Origin of the sequence: Pseudoxanthomonas sp. z9 (genome assembly GCF_006542425.1) — a bacterium.
GTDB lineage: Bacteria > Pseudomonadota > Gammaproteobacteria > Xanthomonadales > Xanthomonadaceae > Pseudoxanthomonas_A.
In genome coordinates this window covers 387,689-405,699 of sequence record NZ_VFID01000011.1, presented here as the reverse complement: position 1 = coordinate 405,699, position 18,011 = coordinate 387,689, and the positions used below count along the sequence as shown (strand labels likewise).

Here is an 18,011-nt window from a genome sequence, read left to right as displayed (position 1 = left end):
GCCCCGCTTCAATGGATGCTGCTGGCTGGCCTGGCACTGATCGCGGCACCGATCTGGGCCGTGGAAGTGCGCTGGACCGATACCGCCACCGTCGCCGCACGGGACGCCGGTTGGGGACGCATGACGCGGCTGGAGGATGGCCGCTGGCTGGCGGTGACCACGCGCTTCCACAAGGACCGGCCGACCACCCTCGCGCTGTCCGTCAGCGAGGATCGCGCGCGCAGTTGGCAGCCCTGGTCCGAACTGGCCGAACCCGGACGCAAGATCGACAACGGCGAAGTCCTCGCCCTGCCCGATGGGCGGGTGCTGCTGGCGATGCGCTCGCTGGTGGACGGCGCCTCCTACCGGTTGCACCTCTACGCCAGCGATGACGGCGCCCGCAGCTGGCGGTTCCTGAGTGTCATCGACCAGAACGAAACGCCCGGCGGCCGCAACGATCGCGGCGTATGGGAACCGGTGCTCACCCTCCTCGACGACGGCACGCTGTCGGTCCTGTATGCGGACGAGACCCTGGCCGACGGCCAGCCCGCCTACAACCAGGTGGTCTCGCAACGCCTGTCGCGTGACGGGGGACGCAGTTGGGAATCCAAGGCGGTGATCGCCGCCCAGTCCGGCGGCGGCGCGCTGCGACCCGGCATGCCGGTGATGGCGCGGCGTCCACAGGGTGGCTACGTGCTGGTGTTCGAAATCTGCGGCGAGGACAAGCACTGCCCGGTTTCTTCGAAAATATCGCCCGATGGCCGTTCCTGGCCCGCCGGACTGGGCACGCCGCTGGCCGATCAGCGCTGCGGGCCGCAGATCACCACCACCACCCGCGGCACGATGTTCGTCACCTCCTGCCAGAACGAGATCAGCGCGAGCGAAGACGGTGGCGGAAACTGGCAACGCTTGCCCGAACCCGCCTGGCCAATCGGTTTCCGCCATTCATGGCCGGCGGTCTACGAGATCGCGCCGGACGAAATCGGCGTCATCAACGTCACCGAGGGCGGCCGCGTGCAGATCCGGTTCGGCACCTACTGAAACCGCGACATCGCGCGGCGAGGCGCAGGCTTACCAGTCGATCCGCAACGCGAGCGATCCGTTCCTGGCCTCGCCCAGGGTGTCCAGGTTCCAGTACCGCCGGTTGAACAGATTGTTGACGTTCGCGGTCACGGTGGCCATGCGTCCGCCGATCTGGGTCCGGTACTGCAAGCCCATGCTGGCCAGCGTGCGTCCGGGGATCAGCACCCGGTTCGCGTCCTCGTAGTACTGATCGCCGGAATGGCGCACGTTGCCGTGCAGGCTCAGGCCACTCACCGACGGCGGCCGGTATTCGAAATTGGCCACGATCTGGCGGCGCGAGGATCCGGCGGGGCGATTGCCCTGCAAAGCGGCGTTTTCCGGCGACAGATCCTCCAGGCTCGCGTCCAGCCACAGGAAACCCAGGCCGAGGTCGAGATCGTGGGTGACGCCGAAGCTGCCGATGGCCTCCAGGCCGCGATACAGGGTCAGGCCGTCCTGCACCCGATACCGCTCCGCGCCGCGCCACTGGTCCACCTGGGCCGCACGCTCGACGCGGAACGCCGCGGCGGTGAAGCCGAAGCGGCCGGCCTGGTACTTCGCGCCGATTTCATATTGTTTGCTGGTGGTCGGATCCAGCGCTTCGCCCGCATTGACGTAAGGCGGCTGCGCATCCATCGCCACCCGGCCGGCGGCCTCCAGCGATTCCACGTAGCTGGCATAGAGGGACAGTGAATCCACCGGCTTGTAGACGAGGGCGACCGTCGGCGTCAGCGAGGAGGTGGTGTAGCGCGAATCGGATTGGGGATCGCCATCCAGGTCCTTTTGCTCGTAGTCCACGTGGCGCACGCCCAGGACGGCCTGCCAGTGGTCGCCGAAATGCATCGTGTCGCTGACGAACAGCGACTTCTGCCGTTCGTCGTAATCGACCGGGCCAAAATCAAAGTCGGGGACGTGCGTCGACAGGAAATCCAGCCGCCGATACAGGTTGCCGTTGAAATCGTTGCTCCAGTACGACTCCCTTCCCCAGCGCTCCCACTTGCGCTGGTAACTGGCGCCGAACACCAGTTCGTGCCGGAGCGTTCCGGTCGTCGCTTCCCCCGTCACCAGCAACTGGCCCACGCTGTTGCGCAGATCACCGGCAAAGTTGTAGACGCTGCCGGCATAGTCGCCCGCCTCGTTCAGCAGGTCGGCGAACATCTTGTTGGAGTAGTGCTCGCGCCGGCTGCCGCCGATCGTCAGGTCGATGCGCCAGGCGTCGCCCACGCGCCATTCCAGCCCGGTGGTCGCGTGCAGCGTCTGGGATTTGTAGTAGGCGTTGCGGACGATGACATCTTCGTAGTCGTAGGTCGGCTTCGGCAGGCGCGCGCCCTCGTAGCGATCCCAATAGAAATACAGCGGTTCGTGCTTGAGCCTGCTGTCCTCGCGCACCACCTCGGCGTGCCAGCGCAGGGCTTCGCCGATGGGCCGATCCAGCGCCAGCGACAGCAGCGTGCGGTCGATGCCCGCGCCGTTGTAGGCGTCGCCCTGTTCGGTCGCCGCGTTGACGCGCAGGCCCAGCGAATCCGGGCCGTCCACCCGTTCGCTGGCGTCCACGCGCAACGCGTACGCGCCGTCGTCGCGATAGCCCAGCGTGGTGGCCAGCAGTGGCGTGGCCGTGGGGCGCTTGAGCCGGTAGCTGATGATCCCGCCGGGCGAACCGAAGCCATACATGAAACCGCCCAGGCCCTTGAGCGCCTGCACCGATTCCACGGCTTCCAGCGGGAATTCGCCACCCCATTCCATCAGCATGGGCACGCCGTCCACGTAGTGGTTCAGCACGCCGATGCCACGGATCTGCGTGCCCCACCAGTTGGTGGTGGCCGAAGGCTCTGCGGCGAACACCGACGGGTCGTTGATGAATACCTGGCCCAGCGTGGTGGCGCCACGCCTGTTGATGTCCTCTTCGTCCACCACCGTCACCGAGAACGGCGTGTCCAGCAGGCGCTTGTTGCCCAGCACGCCCACGCCGGCTTCCTGTTCCAGGTTCAGGCCGACACGCTGGCCCTCGACATGGACCGTATCCAGTTGCCTGGCCCCATCATCCGCGGGCGGATCCTGCGCGGTCGCTTCCTGCGCGCGCGCGCCGGAGATCGCCAGCATCAGGCCGAAGTAGAGGATGGAATGGCGCGGCAGCGCGGCGCGAATGGCATGCGGGAACAAGGCGGTACCCCTGGCGGAACGGAACGGGAGTCGTGATGTGGATACAGCGGGAAGCCGCGGGTGCGGCGATGTCAGCGGGCGGATCGCGTCCATGGCGCCAGCACGCGCAGCGCGCGCGGACGCCATGCCAGCGACATCGCGACCACCAACGCCGAAAACGCCAGCGCCATCACCCAGACCAGGACCGCCATGGAGGCGTGATCCACGCGCAGGCACAACACCAGGGCCACGCCGATGCCCGCGGTGCCCAGCCAGCGCAGCAGGCGCGATGCGGTGGCGGGCAATGCCCTGCCCCATACCTGCTGGGCGTGCGCCTGCATCGACAGCGCCAGCCAGCCCATGCCGGCCAGGCCGGCCAGTACGGCGGCCGCGAGCAGCCAGTTCGACACGGCAGTGTCAGACATGCGCGGCCTCCCCGCCTGTCATGCGCGCATCCGCCGCGACCGCGCGGCGCCTCAACCGGCGCGCGGCCAGTGCGGCCAGCCCGGCGGTGGCCAACAGCGCCAGATCGATGCCGGCCACCGGCCAGTAGCCGGCCGACAGCGTGCGCAGCAGATGATCGCCGGTGGTGACCCAGTTCAATCCGACCGCCGCCAGTGCGAACACGGCGATGGTCCAGCATTGTTCGCGCCATGCCGGGTTCGGCAGCCCCTTCGATACCGGCGCGCTGCGCAGGACGGCATGCACCAGCGCCAGGCACCACGTGCCCCAGAACGCGTATTTCTCCCAGTCGCCGCGCCCGGGCATCGTCTCCGGCAACCACCGGTTGGCGATCAGGATGCCCAGGGTCGCCAGCACCATGCCGGTCACCGTGGTGACGGCCAGCGCATCGACCACCCGCGCGCCCTGGCTGCCCTGCTGCGCGTGCTGGCGCTTGCGCTTTTCGACGAAAAAGATGAAACCGGTGGCGATGCACACCGCGCCGGCCAGTCCGCCCAGCACGTACAGCCAGCGCAGCAGCCAATGGCGGAAGTGCTGCAGGTGCAGGCCGGTGAGGAATTCGCTGACGCGGCCGACCGCGGTGGCGGGCGGATCCTCGCGGATCAGCTCGCCGGTGGCCGCCTTGAAGTGGACGCCGTCGCCGACCAGCGCGATGCGATCGGTACCGGCGCGGTACACGCTGACGTAGCCGTTGGCATCGCCCACGTGCTGCAACACCAGGAAGCCCACATCACCGGCCTTGTCCTTTGCCGCCCAGCGCCGCTTCGCCTCGGCCACCATCGCATCCACCGGGGCCAGCCCGGCCGGCACGCCGGCGCGCTCATGCGGCAGGCCGGTCTCCTGCGCTTCCACCTGCGCATGCAGGTCATGCAGCTCGTGCAGCTGGGTATGGCCGACCGGGAAATAGTAGGCGGCGGCGAAAATCACCAGGCCGGTGAAGGCGAAGAAGAAATGGAACGGCAGCGCCACCACGCCGGTCAGGTTGTGCAGATCCAGGGTGCTGCGCAGGCGCGCCTTGCCCGGGCGGAAGGTGAAGAACTCGCGGAACAGCTTGCGGTGCATGACCACGCCGCTGACCAGCGCGGCCAGCATCACCAGCGCCGAGAAACCGACGATCCAGAAACCCAGGTTCTTCCAGTCCCAGGTCAGGCTGTAGTGCATCGGATAGAAGAACTCGCTGCCGATCTTCAGCTGGTCGTCGCGCAGCGCCGTTCCATTGCGCGGATCGATGGTGCCGTAGGCCCAGATGGCTTCTTCCGGATCCTTGGCGTTGGGCACCTCGTAACCCGCGTACAGGGCCAGCACCGGATCGCGGTGGGTGGTGTAGGCGCTCCAGCTGACCACCGTGTCGAACCGCCGCGGCATGTCGCCGTTCACGCGTGGGCGCATCTGCTCGATCGCCTCGGACGTGGGCTGCATGCGTTCGAAGGCCGGACGCAGGACCTGTTCGAACGAAGGCATCGGCTGGGGCTCGAAACGGGTGGCCGGCAGCGCCCAGCGATCGAATTCGCGGTCGAACACCGACAGCGCCCCGAAGAAGAACGCGGCCATCAGCACGAAACCCAGCACCAGCCCGAACCAGGTATGCAGCCAGGCCATGGCCTGCCGGAAACTGTTGTGCATGGCGTCTCTCCGTCTCAGGCCAGCATCGATTGCAACAGCGAGGCCGCGCCGGCCATCAACGCGCCGCCCGCCAGCAGCACCGCCCACGCGCGGCCCAGCCGGCGCGTGGCGATGGTCCACAGGAACACCACCAGATAGGCCAGCAGGCCCAGCAGCGCGCCCATGAATTCGGCATCGTGGAAATCCAGACCGGCGGCGAACAGCAGCGCGGTCACCAGCGCGACCACGCCCCAGGCGAAGGCGTAGCCGCCCAGCACCGCCGCGCACACGCGCGAGGCCACGCGAAGGCGGGAGGGGCTGGTGGCCGGGGACAATGTCGTCGTGCGTGGCATGTCGGTACGGAAGCCTCTTCAGCGGAGAGCGGCGATCAGAAGCGCCAGTTCAGGCTCAGCGTGTAGTTCGCGGGCGCGCCGTAGTAACCGCTGTAGCGCAGCGTGTTGATGTATTTCTCGTCGGTCAGGTTGTTGGCGTTCAGGCGCACGGTGGCGTTGGGCAGGAAGTCCCAGGCCAGGTAGCCGTTGATCACCGCGTAGCTCCCCTGCCGCACGGTGAAGCCGTTGCTCTCCACATTGGAGATCTCGCTCTGCCAGCGGCCACCGATGCCGTAGGAGAACGCCGTGTGGCCCGGCAGGCGCGCGCTGAGCATCAGGTTGGCGGTGCGGCGCGGCACCCAGCGATAGGTGTCGTCGCCATCCTGGCCGGTCAGCTTCAGCGCGGTGGCGCCGAACACCAGGTTCATGTGCTCGCCGATCCGGCCGGTGGCCTCGAACTCGATGCCGCGGGATTCCACGTCCACGCCGGTGTAGTAGAACTGGCCGTTGTCGTTGTAGCCGGCGCCGGTGGCCAGGTTGTCCTGCTTGGCCTGGAACACCGCCAGCGTGGTCAGCAATCGCTTGTCCAGCCAGTCGGCCTTCACGCCGATTTCGTAGTTGGTGCCCTTGGTCGGATCGAGATAACGCTCGTTCTCGTCGGACTGGCTCTGCGGCTGGTAGATGTCCGAATAGCTGACATAGCCCAGCACATGCGCGTTGAAATCGAAGGTGAGGCCGGCGTAGGGGCTGGTGTGGCCTTCGGTCTGGTCGAACACCACGCCGTAGTTCACGCCATCGCGATGGTACTGCGCGTAGTTCGCGCCCACGACGGCCTTCAGGCGGTCGGTCAACGCCAGCCGGGTGGCGCCGAAGGCGCGCTTCAGGCGCTGGTTCAGGGTGCTGTAGAGCGAAGCGCTGCCCCACTCCGGCTCGGGGATGACGTTGCCGGCCCAAGGGAAGCCCGGCATCTCGATGTAGCCGAACAGATCGCTGTCATAGACCGCGTTGGCGTACTCGTAGCTGCGGGTCTCGCTCTTGGACCAGCTGACGCCGAACATCACTTCCTGATCGCGCCCGCCCATCTGGAAATGGCCGTTGGCGGTCAGCGTGCCCAGGTGCGCGGTCATCTCGTCCTCGCCGCGCCATGGATAGCCGTACAGGCCCAGGCGGGTGCCCGGTTCCAGCCCGGTGCCGGCGTAGTCGGTGGCGTAGAACAGCTTGTCGTCGTTCTCCACCTTGCGATAGTTGTAGGTCGCCTTCAGTTGCCAGTCCGCACCCAGCTGGTGGGTGTACTCGGCGAACGCGTTCTGCTGGGTGGTGTCCCAGTAGGTCCAGTCCTGGGTGGTGGAGGCGCTGCGATCCCACTCGGCCTGCGTGCCGTCGCTGTACATGAAGGCCAACGCGCCCCACATGTTGCCGTCGGTCTGGCCCTTCTGCCAGGAATAGCCGAGGGTGAGCGTGCCGTTCTCGCCGATCTGGCCATCGACGACGCCGTACAGGAAATCACGCTGATCCTGCTTGGCGCGCAGCCAGGAGTCGCCCTTCTCATGCGCGGCGACGACGCGCCCGGCCCAGCGACCATCGGCGGTGAACGGCGTCGAGTAATCGGCTTCGGCGCGCACCGTGGCCCAGGAACCGTAACTCAGTCCGAACACGCCCCGGCGCTCGTTGGTGGGGCGCTTGCGCACGTAGTTGATGGTGCCTGCGGCATTGCCCACGCCGGTCAGCAGGCCATTGGCGCCGCGGATGACTTCCAGCTTCTCGTAGCCGAACGTATCCATGGCACCGGTGACGATGCCCCAATCGTTGGGCAGGCCAACGCCATCGATCTGCGTGTTGGCGATGTCGAAGCCGCGCGAGGTGAAGGTGGTCCGGTTGGTTTCCCACTCGTCCACCTGGATGCCGGTGGCCAGGCGCAGCGCTTCATTGAGGCTGTCGGCGCCGAACTCGCGCATCTGGGTGGCGTCCACGACGCTGATGGACTGCGGCGTGTCCTTGATGTCCAGGTCCAGGTTGGTGGCGCCGTTGCTCACCCGGTTGGCGCGCTGCGCGACCACCAGCACGGTGTCCAGGTCGGTGGCGGCATCGCTGGCGACCGCCGTGACGGCGCCGGTTTCCTGGGCCGAGGCGAGGGAGGCCGCCGACAGGGTAGCCAGGGCCAGGCAAAGCCCCGCACCGAGGCGGTGGCTGGCGGGCAAGGCACGGAAGCGGAACGACGAGGACGGAGCGGTGTAACGCATGGGGGTGGTCTGCTGGTCGGAATGACGAGGGGGTGGCAGGAGGTCCGGCCGCCGTTCATCCGCGCGCGGCGCGCTGGACACAGCGCGGGCCGGCAGCGAGTTCCGGCGGCCCCTGCGGCCTCACATTAAATGCGAATGACTATCGTTTTGCAATTCATTCGCATTTGTTGTGCCCGGTTTGCCCGGGAAATGCCCTGTTCAGGGGGCTGGCGGCGGTCGTCGGCACCGGATCGGACATGAGTCCCTCCCCGCCTGGACCGGCTGCCACCGGTATGGCCGGGGCGTGCCGGTGGCCATCCCCCTTCCCCGCCCCGGCACTACGAACGGTTGCGGCGACCTGCGAATTTCGCCAGCGCGATCTTGGTCCCGAGCAATACCGGGACCGCCGCCACGAACAGCAATGCCACGGCCATGAACGCGGCGTCGAACGCGATGACCGTGGCCTGGCCTGCCATCGCCTTGCCCAGCAGACCAAACGACGCGCGGGTGGCGGACGCCAGGTCCATGCCGTGACCGGCGAGCATCGCAGTGGTTGCGGCCAGCCGTTCACCCAGGGGCACGCCACCGGCGGTGAGGTGGCCGCCAAGCACCGTCGCGTTGATGTGGGTTTCGTGCTCGATCAGGGTCTGCAGGCCGGCCACGCCGATCAGGCCGCCCAACTGGCGACCGGTATTGAACAGGGCCATGCCGCTGGCCAGGTTCCGCGAAGGCAGATGGCTGAAGGCAATCAGCGTGATCGACAGGAACAGCAAGCCCAGGCCGAATCCACGCAGCAGGATGGCGGCCATCATGTCGTCGGCGCCGCTTGCGCGATTCGATCCCGACAGCATCCACATGGCCGTCATGATCATCAGGATGCCAAACGGCACCGTGGCCACGGGCGGCAGCCGGCGCGCCTGCATCAGGTAAGCGGCGATCAGGAGCGCCACGATGAACAGGCCACCGCCGGGCAGGAGCAGTCGCCCGGCGTCGGTCAGGGTGAAACCCAGCACGGACACCGCGAACGCCGGGATCAGGTAACCGCTGCCGAACAACGCGGCGCCGGCCACGAAGCTGACGACGAAGGCAAAGCAGAATTCCTCGTCCGCGAATACCGAGAAGTCGACCAGGCCCCGGCCGCGCATCCGCAACTGCCAGCCGATGAACCCCAGCAGGCTCGTCGCGCCTATCGCGGTCATCCACGCAATGCGTGGTTCCTGGAACCAGTCCCACCGGTTGCCCTGGATCAGGGCATAGCCCAGGCAGAAAAACGCGACGCCCGCCAGGGCGAAGCCGATTCCGTCGAAAGGCGCGGGCGCGTCGTTCACCGGCAGGTCCGGCATCTCCGCCAGCAGCAGGATGCCCGCCGCCGCCAGCGCGATCGGCACCACGCCGAAGAAAATCCAGGTCCACGCCTGGGTATCGAGCAACCAGCCCTGCAGGGCGGGCGCCAGCGTCGCGGGTGCCACCACCGATCCCATCGCGAACAGCGCCTGCAAAAGTGGCTGGCGCGAACGCGGGAAGGCCAGGAACAGCAGCGCCTGCCCGGCGATCAGCAGCACGCCGCCGGAAACCCCCTGCAGGCAGCGCAGCGCGATCAGCAGATCCAGCCGCGCGGTGGCCGCGGCGAACAGGCAAGCCACTCCCATCATCAGCGCGGCGCCGGCAATCACATCGCGTGCCCGCAGGCGCGCGATCAGCCAGGGCGCCAGCAGGAAGCCGACCAGCTTCATCGCCACGTAGCCCACGTCCAGCCACGCGAATTCGTCCGGCGTGGCGTGGGTGTCGCCGATGATGTCGACCCGACCGAGCGACAGCACGGTACCGGCAACGGCTTCCGTCAGCGTGGCCAGCACGATGCCGGCGACGAGCAGCCAACTCGCTGCGGAACGATCGTGGTCCGGCGCGGCGGTGGCGGCCAGGTTCACGACCCGGCCCGTCGATCGATCCACACGCGCGCGCTCAGGCCGGGCACCAGCCGCGCCGGCAATGGTTGCCCGGTGAAGCGGATTTTCACCGGCACCCGCTGCACGACCCTGACGAAGTTGCCGGTGGCGTTGTCCACGGGCAACAGGCTGAAGGACGAGCCGCTGCCGGGCGCGAAGCTGTCGACCACGCCCTGGAACGCGGCGTCGGGGTAACCGTCGATCTCGATGCACACGCGCTGGCCGGGGCGGACGTCCGCCAGTTGCGTTTCCTTGAAATTCGCCACCAGCCACAGGTCATCGACCGGCACGATGTCCAGCAGCGGCGCGCCCGCCGTGACGAAGCGGCCGACCCGCACCTGGCGATTGCCGACGACACCGTCCAGCGGCGCCCGCACCACGGTGCCGTCCAGATCGATGCGCGCCAGGTCGCGCAGCGCGATGGCCTGGGCCACCGCCGCGAGCGCGGCTTCGCGCTGGGTGGCGAGCACGGCGATCCTGCGTGTCTGCGCTTCCACCGTCGCCGAAGCCGCCGATACGCCGGCCTCCGCGCGCGAGCGCGCCGCGTCGCTTTCATCCACCTGGTCCTGGCTGACGAAACGACCGCGGATCAGCTCGCGTCGTCGATCGGACACCTTCGCCGCCAGCCGCATCTCGGCCAGCTGCGAATGCCGTTGCGCACTGGCCTGGCGGATGAGCGCCTGTTGCAACGCGGTCTCCGCATCGACGTTGACCAGCCGCGCCCGCGCCGCCTGCACGTTGGCCTCGGCCTGGGCCAGCCGCGCCCGGTAATCGCTGTCGTCGATGCGGAACAGCACATCGCCCGCGCGCACCGCCTGGTTGTCCCCGACCTTCACTTCCCGGACGTAGCCGGCGACCTTGGGCGCCAGCGAGGTGACGTCCCCGCGCACGTAGGCGTTGTCGGTGGACACGCTGGCGCCAGCACGCACCCGGGCCCAGCCGGCCCCGACGGCGATGATCGCCCCAAGGCACAGCAGCACGCCGATTTTCCGGGCGTGGCCGCGCGGGTGTGCCGGTGCTCCCGGGTTGGGCGCCGCCCCCGCCCCGGCGCGGGTATTTTCTTCAGACGAAGGCATGTCGGTTCCTCCTCGCGATGGTCCTGACGGCGCTGCGGTCACGCAGCCGCGTTCGAACGGACCAGCCAGTCCTCGAAACGGATCGCGCCCAGGCGCGCATCGGGACCGGGCGTCAGCGACTGGTCGTCCAGTTCGCCGCCGAAGTAGCGCGCATGCACGTCCGCCACGACCTTGCGCGTGTCTCCCGTCACCGCGAACAGGCGCTTGGCCATTTCGTCGAGCGGCACGGCCTCCGGGCCGGCGATCTCGATCGTGCCGTCGATCGGCGTTGCCTGCGCGACGTCGGCCAGCGCGGCCACCACGTCGTCCGATGCAATGGTCTGGATGAGCGCGGGCGACAGGCGGACTTCATCGCCGACGACGGCCGCCTGGGCGATGCCGGCGACGAACTCGTGGAACTGGGTGGCGCGCACGATGGTGTACGGAAGTCCCGACGCCTTGATCAGGTTCTCCTGCGCCACCTTCGCGCGGAAGTAGCCGTTGTCGGGATTGCGTTCACTTCCGACGATGGACAGCGCCACGTGGTGGCGTACGCCGGCGGCGGCTTCGGCGGCCAACAGGTTGCGGCCGGAAGTCTCGAAGAAATCCAGCACCGCCTGGTCGTCCCAGGCCGGTGCGTTCGCCACGTCGACCACCACCTGAGCGCCGTCCATGGCCTCGGCCAGGCCTTCGCGGGTAATGGTGTTCACCCCCGTGCCCGGGGCGGCGGCCAATACTTCATGACCGTGATTGCGCAGGGTGGCGACCAGTTTCGAGCCAATCAGGCCGGTGCCCCCGATGACGACGATCTTCATGTGCATGTTCTCCGCTGGGTCAACGGCAGGACTTGCCGCCGATGGAGAAAGCTTGCGCGCCGGTCCCGGCGAAGTCCTTGCGGCGACCTTCAAGAAACCTTGGAATTCGCTTGGATTCGCGACGGCGCCGGGACTCGCCGCCGGCCTGGTTCGGTACGGCCGTGCGATTCAATCGGGTACCATGACGCGATTCCCTCGGGCACGGGGCGCGAGGGTTCGGCAAGGGCGTTGACCGTGCGATTCGCGTTCGAAGACTGCTTGCTCGATGACGAGCGCCGGGAACTGACGCTGCGCGGGCAGCCCGTTTCCATCGGCCCGCAGGTCTTCGATCTGTTGCTGTACCTGGTGCTCCATCGTGACCGCGTGGTCGGCAAGGACGAACTGCTGCAGGTGGTATGGAGCGGCCGGATCGTCTCCGAGTCCACGGTCGCCAGCCACATCAACGCCGTGCGCAAGGCGATCGCGGACACCGGCTCCGAACAGCGCCTGTTGCGCACCGTCGCGCGCAAGGGGTTCCGCTTCATCGGCGAGATCCGGGACGACGACATCGCGCCGGTCCCGGCGCTGCCGGATGCGCATGGCAGCGGCGTCGGCGCGCTGTCCGCACCGATGCTGCCCGACAAGCCCTCCATCGCCGTGCTGCCGTTCCAGAACCTGAGCGGTGACAGCGGCCAGGACTATTTCGCCGACGGCGTGGTCGAGGACGTCATCACCGCGCTCTCGCGCGTGCGCTGGCTGTTCGTCATCGCCCGCAACACCAGCTTCGCCTACAAGGACCATCGGGTGGATCCGCGGACGGTCGGCCGCGAGCTGGGCGTGCGCTACGTACTGGAAGGCAGCGTGCGCAGGGCTGGCAACAAGGTCCGCATCACCGGGCAGCTGATCGACGCCTCGACCGGCACGCACCTGTGGGCCGAGCGCTTCGAGGGCACGCTCGACGATATCTTCGAGCTGCAGGCGGAGGTTGCCGAAAGCGTGGTTGGCGCAATCTCTCCGCAGTTGGAGCGCGCGGAAATCGAACGCGCCAAGCGCAAGCCGACCCAGAACCTGGATGCGTACGACTACTACCTGCGCGGGGTCGCGAACCTGCACAGCGGCAGCCGCGAAACCATCGAGGAAGCGCTGCGCCAGTTCTATCGCGCCATCGAGCTGGATCCGGAATACGGTTCGGCCTACGGCGGGGCGGCCTGGTGCCATGTCTGGCGCAAGGTCAACGGCTGGATGATCGACCGGCCGGCGGAGGTCGCCGAGGGCGTGCGCCTGGCGAGGCTGGCGGTGACCTGGGGACGGGACGACGCGGTGGCGCTGACCCGCGGTGGCCATGCGCTGGGCCACCTGACCCGCGATCTGGACGGCGGCATCGCACTGCTGGATCGGGCGGTGCTGCTGAATCCGAACTTCGCACCGGCCTGGTTCCTGGGCGGTTTCCTGCGCATCTTCCACGGCGAATCGGAAAGCGCGATGGCGTTGTTTTCCCGCGCGGTTCGGCTAAGCCCGCTGGATCCGGAAATGTTCCGCATGCAGGCGGGCATCGCGCTGGCGCACTTCTTCGCTGGCGATTTCGATGCCGCATCGATCTGGGCGGAAAAAGCGCTCAGCAACCTGCCCTCGCTGCTGGTCGCCGCCGTGGTGGCGGCGGCGAGCCATGCGCTGGCCGGACGCGCGCGGCAGGCCAGCCTCGCCGTCGCGCACGTGCGCGCGCTGGATCCGTCGTTGTCCCAGTCCAGCCTCGCCGACTGGCTGCCCATCCATCGCCCGCAGGATCTCGCGCGGCTGACCGAAGGCCTGCGCCTGGCGGGCCTGCCCTGACGGCTGCCCGGCGGGATCATCCGGCCCTGTTCCGGAGCTTCGCTACGAGGCGGGCGCGGCGGTCGATCCGCGCAGCATCAGGCTGAAATCCAGCGTCTGCTGATGCGGCACGTCCACGCCCTCGATGATGGCGAGCAGCAGCTTGACCGCACGCATGCCGATCTCGCGCATCGGCTGGCTGATGGTGGTCAGCGGCGGGTTGAGGTAACGGGACGAGGCCAGATCGTCGAAGCCGACGATCGAGAAGTCCTCCGGCACGCGGACGCCCAGATCCCGGCACGCGGCGAGCATGCCCAGCGCCATCTGGTCACTGAAACAGAATGCGGCGGTCGGCGCGGCCGCCTGGCCCAGCAACTGCTTCGCGGCCGCATAGCCGGATTCCACCGAGAAGTCGCCCGGCACGATCGTCAGCTGACGCAGGCGGCCGCGCGCCCTGGCCGCGACCCGGGCCCCTTCCAGCCGCTGCTGGTGCAGGGGATTGTCGGGCGGTCCACCGATCACGGCGATCCGCTCGTGTCCCAGGCCGTAGAGGTGTTCCATCGCGGTGCGCGCGGCGGCGGCGTTGTCGATATGGACACTGGGAATGCCCAGCGCCGGATCGAATTCGCTGCCATTGACCACCGGCGCGGTGGCGCCGAGTTGCCGGACGATTTCCTGCGCCGTTGGCGGCAACCGGTGCCCCAGCACGATCAGGCCATCGGCTTCGTTGCGCGGAAGCATCTGCGCGTAGCGCTCCTCCCGATCCGGCTGGTGCTGGGTATCGCCGAGCAGCACCGCGTAGTCGGCCGCCTGCGCGGCTTCCTCCGCGCCCTGCAGGATCTGGGCGAAGAACGGGTTGGCGATGTCCGGGACGGTGACCAGGATCTTGCTGCTGCGCTGGGTCTTGAGGGTTCGGGCCACCGTGTTGGGGACATAGCCCAGCGCGGCCGCCGCCTGCTCGATGCGCGTGCGCGTGGCCGGCAGGACCTTTTCCGGACGCGACAGCGCGCGCGACACGGTGCCTGCCGAGACGCCGACGTGTTTCGCGATGTCGTAGATGGTCGCCATGTCAGTCCCGGGTTCCCCGATGCGGTGCACAACGCGTGTCCCGGGTACCCCATGCTAGGATAATGCAATCGATTGCATCGAGGCGGATTGACGTGAAAACACTCAAGGGTCCCGCGCTGTTCCTGGCGCAGTTCATCGGTGACAAGCCTCCTTTCAATCGGTTGGACACGCTGGCCGAATGGGCCGCCGGACTCGGCTATTCTGGCCTACAAATACCGACCAGCGCGCCCCATATCTTCGATCTTGCCCAGGCCGCGCAGAGCCAGGCCTATTGCGACGACGTGGCCGGCATGCTGGCCGGGCACGGTATCCGGATCACCGAACTGTCCACCCACCTGCAGGGACAACTGGTCGCCGTCCATCCCGCCTACGACGCGCTGTTCGACGGGTTCGCCCCGCCGGAGCTGCACGGCAAACCGGCCGCCCGGCAGGCCTGGGCGGTGGAACAGGTGAAACTGGCGGCCAAGGCCAGCCAGCGCCTGGGCCTGACCGCGCACGCGACGTTTTCCGGCGCGCTGGCCTGGCCCTACTTCTATCCCTGGCCGCAACGACCGGCCGGACTGGTGGAGGAAGCCTTCGCCGAACTCGGCCGCCGCTGGCGCCCGATCCTGGACACCTTCGACGCCTGCGGCGTGGATCTTTGCTACGAGATCCATCCGGGCGAGGACCTGCACGACGGCGCGACCTTCGAGCGTTTCCTCGACGCGGTCGATCACCATCCGCGCGCGAAGATTCTCTATGACCCCAGCCACCTGTTGCTGCAGCAGATGGACTATCTGGGCTTCATCGATCGCTACCACGACCGCATCGGCATCTTCCACGTCAAGGACGCCGAGTACCGCGCCAGCGCGCGCAGCGGCGTCTACGGCGGCTACGAGAACTGGATCGATCGACCCGGCCGGTTTCGCTCGCTGGGCGACGGCCAGATCGATTTCAAGGCGATCTTCTCCAAGTTCGCCCAGTACGACTTCCCGGGCTGGGCCGTGCTGGAATGGGAGTGCTGCCTGAAGCATCCGGAAGACGGCGCGCGCGAAGGCGCACCCTTCATCCGCGACCACATCATCCGCGTCACCGAGCGCGCCTTCGACGACTTCGCCGACAGCGGCGCCGATCCGGAAGCGCTGCGCGGCATGCTGGGGATTTGAACCAACACCGACCTGGGAGGGGAAGTCATGACGTTCGCCATGTCGCGCCTGAGCGCGATGATGTTCCTTCAGTTCTTCATCTGGGGCGCGTGGTTCGTGACCCTGGGAACGTACCTGGTGCAAGGACCGCTGAAAGCCAGCGCCAGCCAGGTGGCCACCGCGTTCCTCAGCCAGTCCATCGGCGCCATCGTCGCGCCGTTCCTGGTCGGGCTGATCGCCGACCGCTACTTCGCCGCGCAGCGCATCCTGGCCGCGCTGCACCTGGCCGGCGCGGTGTTGATGTGGGTCGCGTCCACAGCCACCAGCTTCAACACCTTCGCGACCTGCGTGATGGTGTACATGCTGCTGTTCATGCCGACGCTGGCGCTGGTCAACAGTATCGCCATGCGCCACATGCAGTCGCCGGAAAAGCAGTTCCCGCTCGTCCGCGTCTCCGGCACCATCGGCTGGATCGTCGCCGGTGTGCTGATCGGCTGGCTGGGCTGGGAACAGGCCCATCGCCTTGAACTCACCTTCCGGATGGCGGCGGCTGCTTCGCTGGCCCTTGGCCTGTATGCGCTCACCCTGCCGCACACGCCGCCGCTGGCGCAGCAGCGCAATGCGGGCGTCGGGCAGATCCTGGGCCTGGATGCGCTGCGCCTGCTGAAGTCGCGTTCGTACCTGGTGTTCTTCCTGGCCTCGATCGCGATCTGCGTCCCGCTGTCGTTCTACTACAACTTCACCAATCCCTATCTCAATGATCTGGGCGTGCGCGGCGCCGCCGGCCTGCAGTCGCTGGGCCAGGTGTCCGAAGTGCTGCTGATGCTGGCCATGCCGTTCCTGTTCGTGCGGCTGGGCGTGAAGACCATGCTGGCGGTCGGCATGGCGGCGTGGGTGCTGCGCTACGGCATGTTCGCCTATGGCGACGCGGGCAGCGGGTTCTCCCTGCTGGTGATCGGCATCGTGCTGCACGGCATCTGCTACGACTTCTTCTTCGTCACCGGCCAGATCTACACCGACGCGCATGCCGGTCCCGACACCCGCAGCAGCGCGCAGGGTTTCATCACCCTGGCCACGTATGGCGTCGGCATGCTGATCGGCACCTTCCTGTCCGGCGCGGTCGTGGAGCACTACACCACCGCGGCAGGTCCGGACTGGCGTCAGATCTGGCTGTTCCCGGCGGGTGTCGCGCTGGTCGTGCTGATTGCCTTCCTGTTCCTGTTCCGCGACCGGCCGGCCACCGCCGCCGCGCCGTCCGCACATTGAGGATTGCCTAGATGAGCAAGCTGGGAGTCGCCATTGTCGGCACCGGGATGATCGGCGCGGTGCATCGCCGCGCGGCATTGCTGGCGGGCGCCGACGTGCTGGGCGTGAGTGCGTCCTCGCCCGCACGCGCGGCGGAAGTGGCGCAGGCCTGGAATGTACCGCGCGCCTATCGCGACATCGAGGAAGCGCTTGCCGACCCGGGGGTGCAGGTCGTGCACGTGTGCACGCCCAACCACCTGCACCGGGCCATGGCGCAGGCCGCGCTGGAAGCCGGCAAGCACGTCATCTGCGAGAAGCCGCTGGCCACCACGCTGGACGACGCGAAGGCACTGGCCGCGCTGGCCGCCTCCACCGGATTGGTGGCCACGGTGCCGTTCGTCTACCGCTACCACCCGGTCGTGCGCGAGGCCCGCGCGCGCATCGCCCACGGTGAACTGGGGCCGCTGCGGCTCATCCACGGCAGCTACCTGCAGGACTGGCTGCTGGATCCGGCCAGCAACAACTGGCGCGTGGATCCCGCATTGGGCGGCGCCTCGCGCGTGTTCGCCGACATCGGCTCGCACTGGTGCGATCTGGTGGAATGGGTCAGCGGGGAACGTTTCGTCGATGTCAGCGCCGCCTTCGAAACCGTGATCGCCGAGCGCGCCGCCGCCACCGGCCAGAGTTTCGCCACGCCGGCGGCGGGTGGCGCGATGCAGGCGGTATCGAGCGAGGACGTCGCCGCGGCCCTGTTCAAGACCGCCAACGGCACCCTCGCCTCCTTGACCGTGAGCCAGGTGTCGGCCGGACGCCGGAACCGCCTGTGGTTCGAAATCGATGGCGCCCAGGCCAGCGTGGCGTTCGATCAGGAAGACAGCGAACGCCTGTGGATCGGCCTGCCCGACCAGCGCGAGGAAATCTTCACGCGCGGACCGGGTGCCGGAAGCGCCGAACAGCGCCGGCTCTCGGTGCTGCCGGCCGGCCACGCGCAGGGCTACGGCAACTGCTTCGAGGCCTTCGTCGCGGACACCTATCGCGCCATCTTGGCCGAACGGCCGGAAGGGTTGCCGACGTTCGAAGACGGACTGCGCTCGGCCCTGATCATCGATCGCGTCATCGCCTCGGCCCGCTCGCGCGCCTGGACGCCCATCACCTGAGCGCGCAACGACACCCCT

The 18,011-nt window shown here is 68.0% G+C and carries 14 protein-coding genes; 5 read left to right on the top strand and 9 right to left on the bottom strand.

The annotated features are described in order from the left end of the window. Positions 1–15 precede the first annotated feature (15 nt). Positions 16–1,020, top strand: coding sequence for a sialidase family protein (locus FG323_RS13875; protein ID WP_141455249.1), 1,005 nt, complete (start codon positions 16–18; stop codon positions 1,018–1,020). A 30-nt stretch (positions 1,021–1,050) separates the two neighbouring features. Here FG323_RS13875 and FG323_RS13870 read toward each other — a convergent pair whose 3' ends face one another. The 8 genes from FG323_RS13870 to FG323_RS13835 form a co-directional block, all read right to left on the bottom strand. Beyond that, entirely contained in the window at positions 1,051–3,201 is a 2,151-nt protein-coding gene (locus FG323_RS13870) for a TonB-dependent siderophore receptor (protein WP_255470181.1), read from the bottom strand. A gap of 71 nt (positions 3,202–3,272) precedes the next feature. Next, positions 3,273–3,605, bottom strand: coding sequence for a DUF3325 domain-containing protein (locus FG323_RS13865; RefSeq protein ID WP_141455248.1), 333 nt, complete (start codon positions 3,603–3,605; stop codon positions 3,273–3,275). Beyond that, complete coding sequence (locus tag FG323_RS13860) at positions 3,598–5,265, bottom strand: PepSY-associated TM helix domain-containing protein (protein WP_141455247.1); 1,668 nt, start codon at positions 5,263–5,265, stop codon at positions 3,598–3,600. The genes FG323_RS13865 and FG323_RS13860 overlap by 8 nt, the downstream gene beginning before the upstream one ends. 14 nt (positions 5,266–5,279) lie before the next feature. Continuing rightward, entirely contained in the window at positions 5,280–5,597 is a 318-nt protein-coding gene (locus tag FG323_RS13855) for an iron uptake protein (RefSeq protein WP_141455246.1), read from the bottom strand. 35 nt (positions 5,598–5,632) lie between these two features. Further along, positions 5,633–7,816, bottom strand: a complete 2,184-nt coding sequence (locus tag FG323_RS13850; RefSeq protein ID WP_141455245.1) for a TonB-dependent siderophore receptor — start codon at positions 7,814–7,816, stop codon at positions 5,633–5,635. 317 nt (positions 7,817–8,133) lie between these two features. Then, positions 8,134–9,723, bottom strand: a complete 1,590-nt coding sequence (locus FG323_RS13845) for an MFS transporter (RefSeq protein ID WP_220094162.1) — start codon at positions 9,721–9,723, stop codon at positions 8,134–8,136. After that, the gene (locus FG323_RS13840; RefSeq protein WP_220094161.1) at positions 9,720–10,721 is read right to left on the bottom strand and encodes an HlyD family secretion protein; all 1,002 of its coding nucleotides are present in this window, start codon (positions 10,719–10,721) and stop codon (positions 9,720–9,722) included. The genes FG323_RS13845 and FG323_RS13840 overlap by 4 nt, the downstream gene beginning before the upstream one ends. A gap of 134 nt (positions 10,722–10,855) precedes the next feature. Continuing rightward, positions 10,856–11,611 (bottom strand): SDR family oxidoreductase, encoded by a 756-nt coding sequence (locus tag FG323_RS13835; RefSeq protein ID WP_141455243.1) that lies wholly within the window; start codon positions 11,609–11,611, stop codon positions 10,856–10,858. A 234-nt stretch (positions 11,612–11,845) separates the two neighbouring features. Here FG323_RS13835 and FG323_RS13830 point away from each other — a divergent pair, with 234 nt between their 5' ends. Beyond that, the gene (locus tag FG323_RS13830) at positions 11,846–13,420 is read left to right on the top strand and encodes a winged helix-turn-helix domain-containing tetratricopeptide repeat protein (RefSeq protein ID WP_141455242.1); all 1,575 of its coding nucleotides are present in this window, start codon (positions 11,846–11,848) and stop codon (positions 13,418–13,420) included. 42 nt (positions 13,421–13,462) lie between these two features. Here the strand turns inward: FG323_RS13830 and FG323_RS13825 are convergent, their stop codons facing one another. After that, the gene (locus FG323_RS13825; protein ID WP_141455241.1) at positions 13,463–14,467 is read right to left on the bottom strand and encodes a LacI family DNA-binding transcriptional regulator; all 1,005 of its coding nucleotides are present in this window, start codon (positions 14,465–14,467) and stop codon (positions 13,463–13,465) included. A gap of 92 nt (positions 14,468–14,559) precedes the next feature. On the opposite strand from FG323_RS13825, the gene FG323_RS13820 reads away from it, so the two are divergent. The 3 genes from FG323_RS13820 to FG323_RS13810 are packed head-to-tail and all read left to right on the top strand — an operon-like array spanning position 14,560 to position 17,993. Then, positions 14,560–15,612, top strand: coding sequence for a sugar phosphate isomerase/epimerase (locus FG323_RS13820; RefSeq protein WP_141455240.1), 1,053 nt, complete (start codon positions 14,560–14,562; stop codon positions 15,610–15,612). Between the two features lie 27 nt (positions 15,613–15,639). Then, complete coding sequence (locus tag FG323_RS13815; protein WP_141455239.1) at positions 15,640–16,857, top strand: nucleoside permease; 1,218 nt, start codon at positions 15,640–15,642, stop codon at positions 16,855–16,857. An 11-nt stretch (positions 16,858–16,868) separates the two neighbouring features. Continuing rightward, positions 16,869–17,993, top strand: a complete 1,125-nt coding sequence (locus tag FG323_RS13810) for a Gfo/Idh/MocA family oxidoreductase (RefSeq protein ID WP_141455238.1) — start codon at positions 16,869–16,871, stop codon at positions 17,991–17,993. The last annotated feature ends 18 nt before the right edge of the window (positions 17,994–18,011 follow it).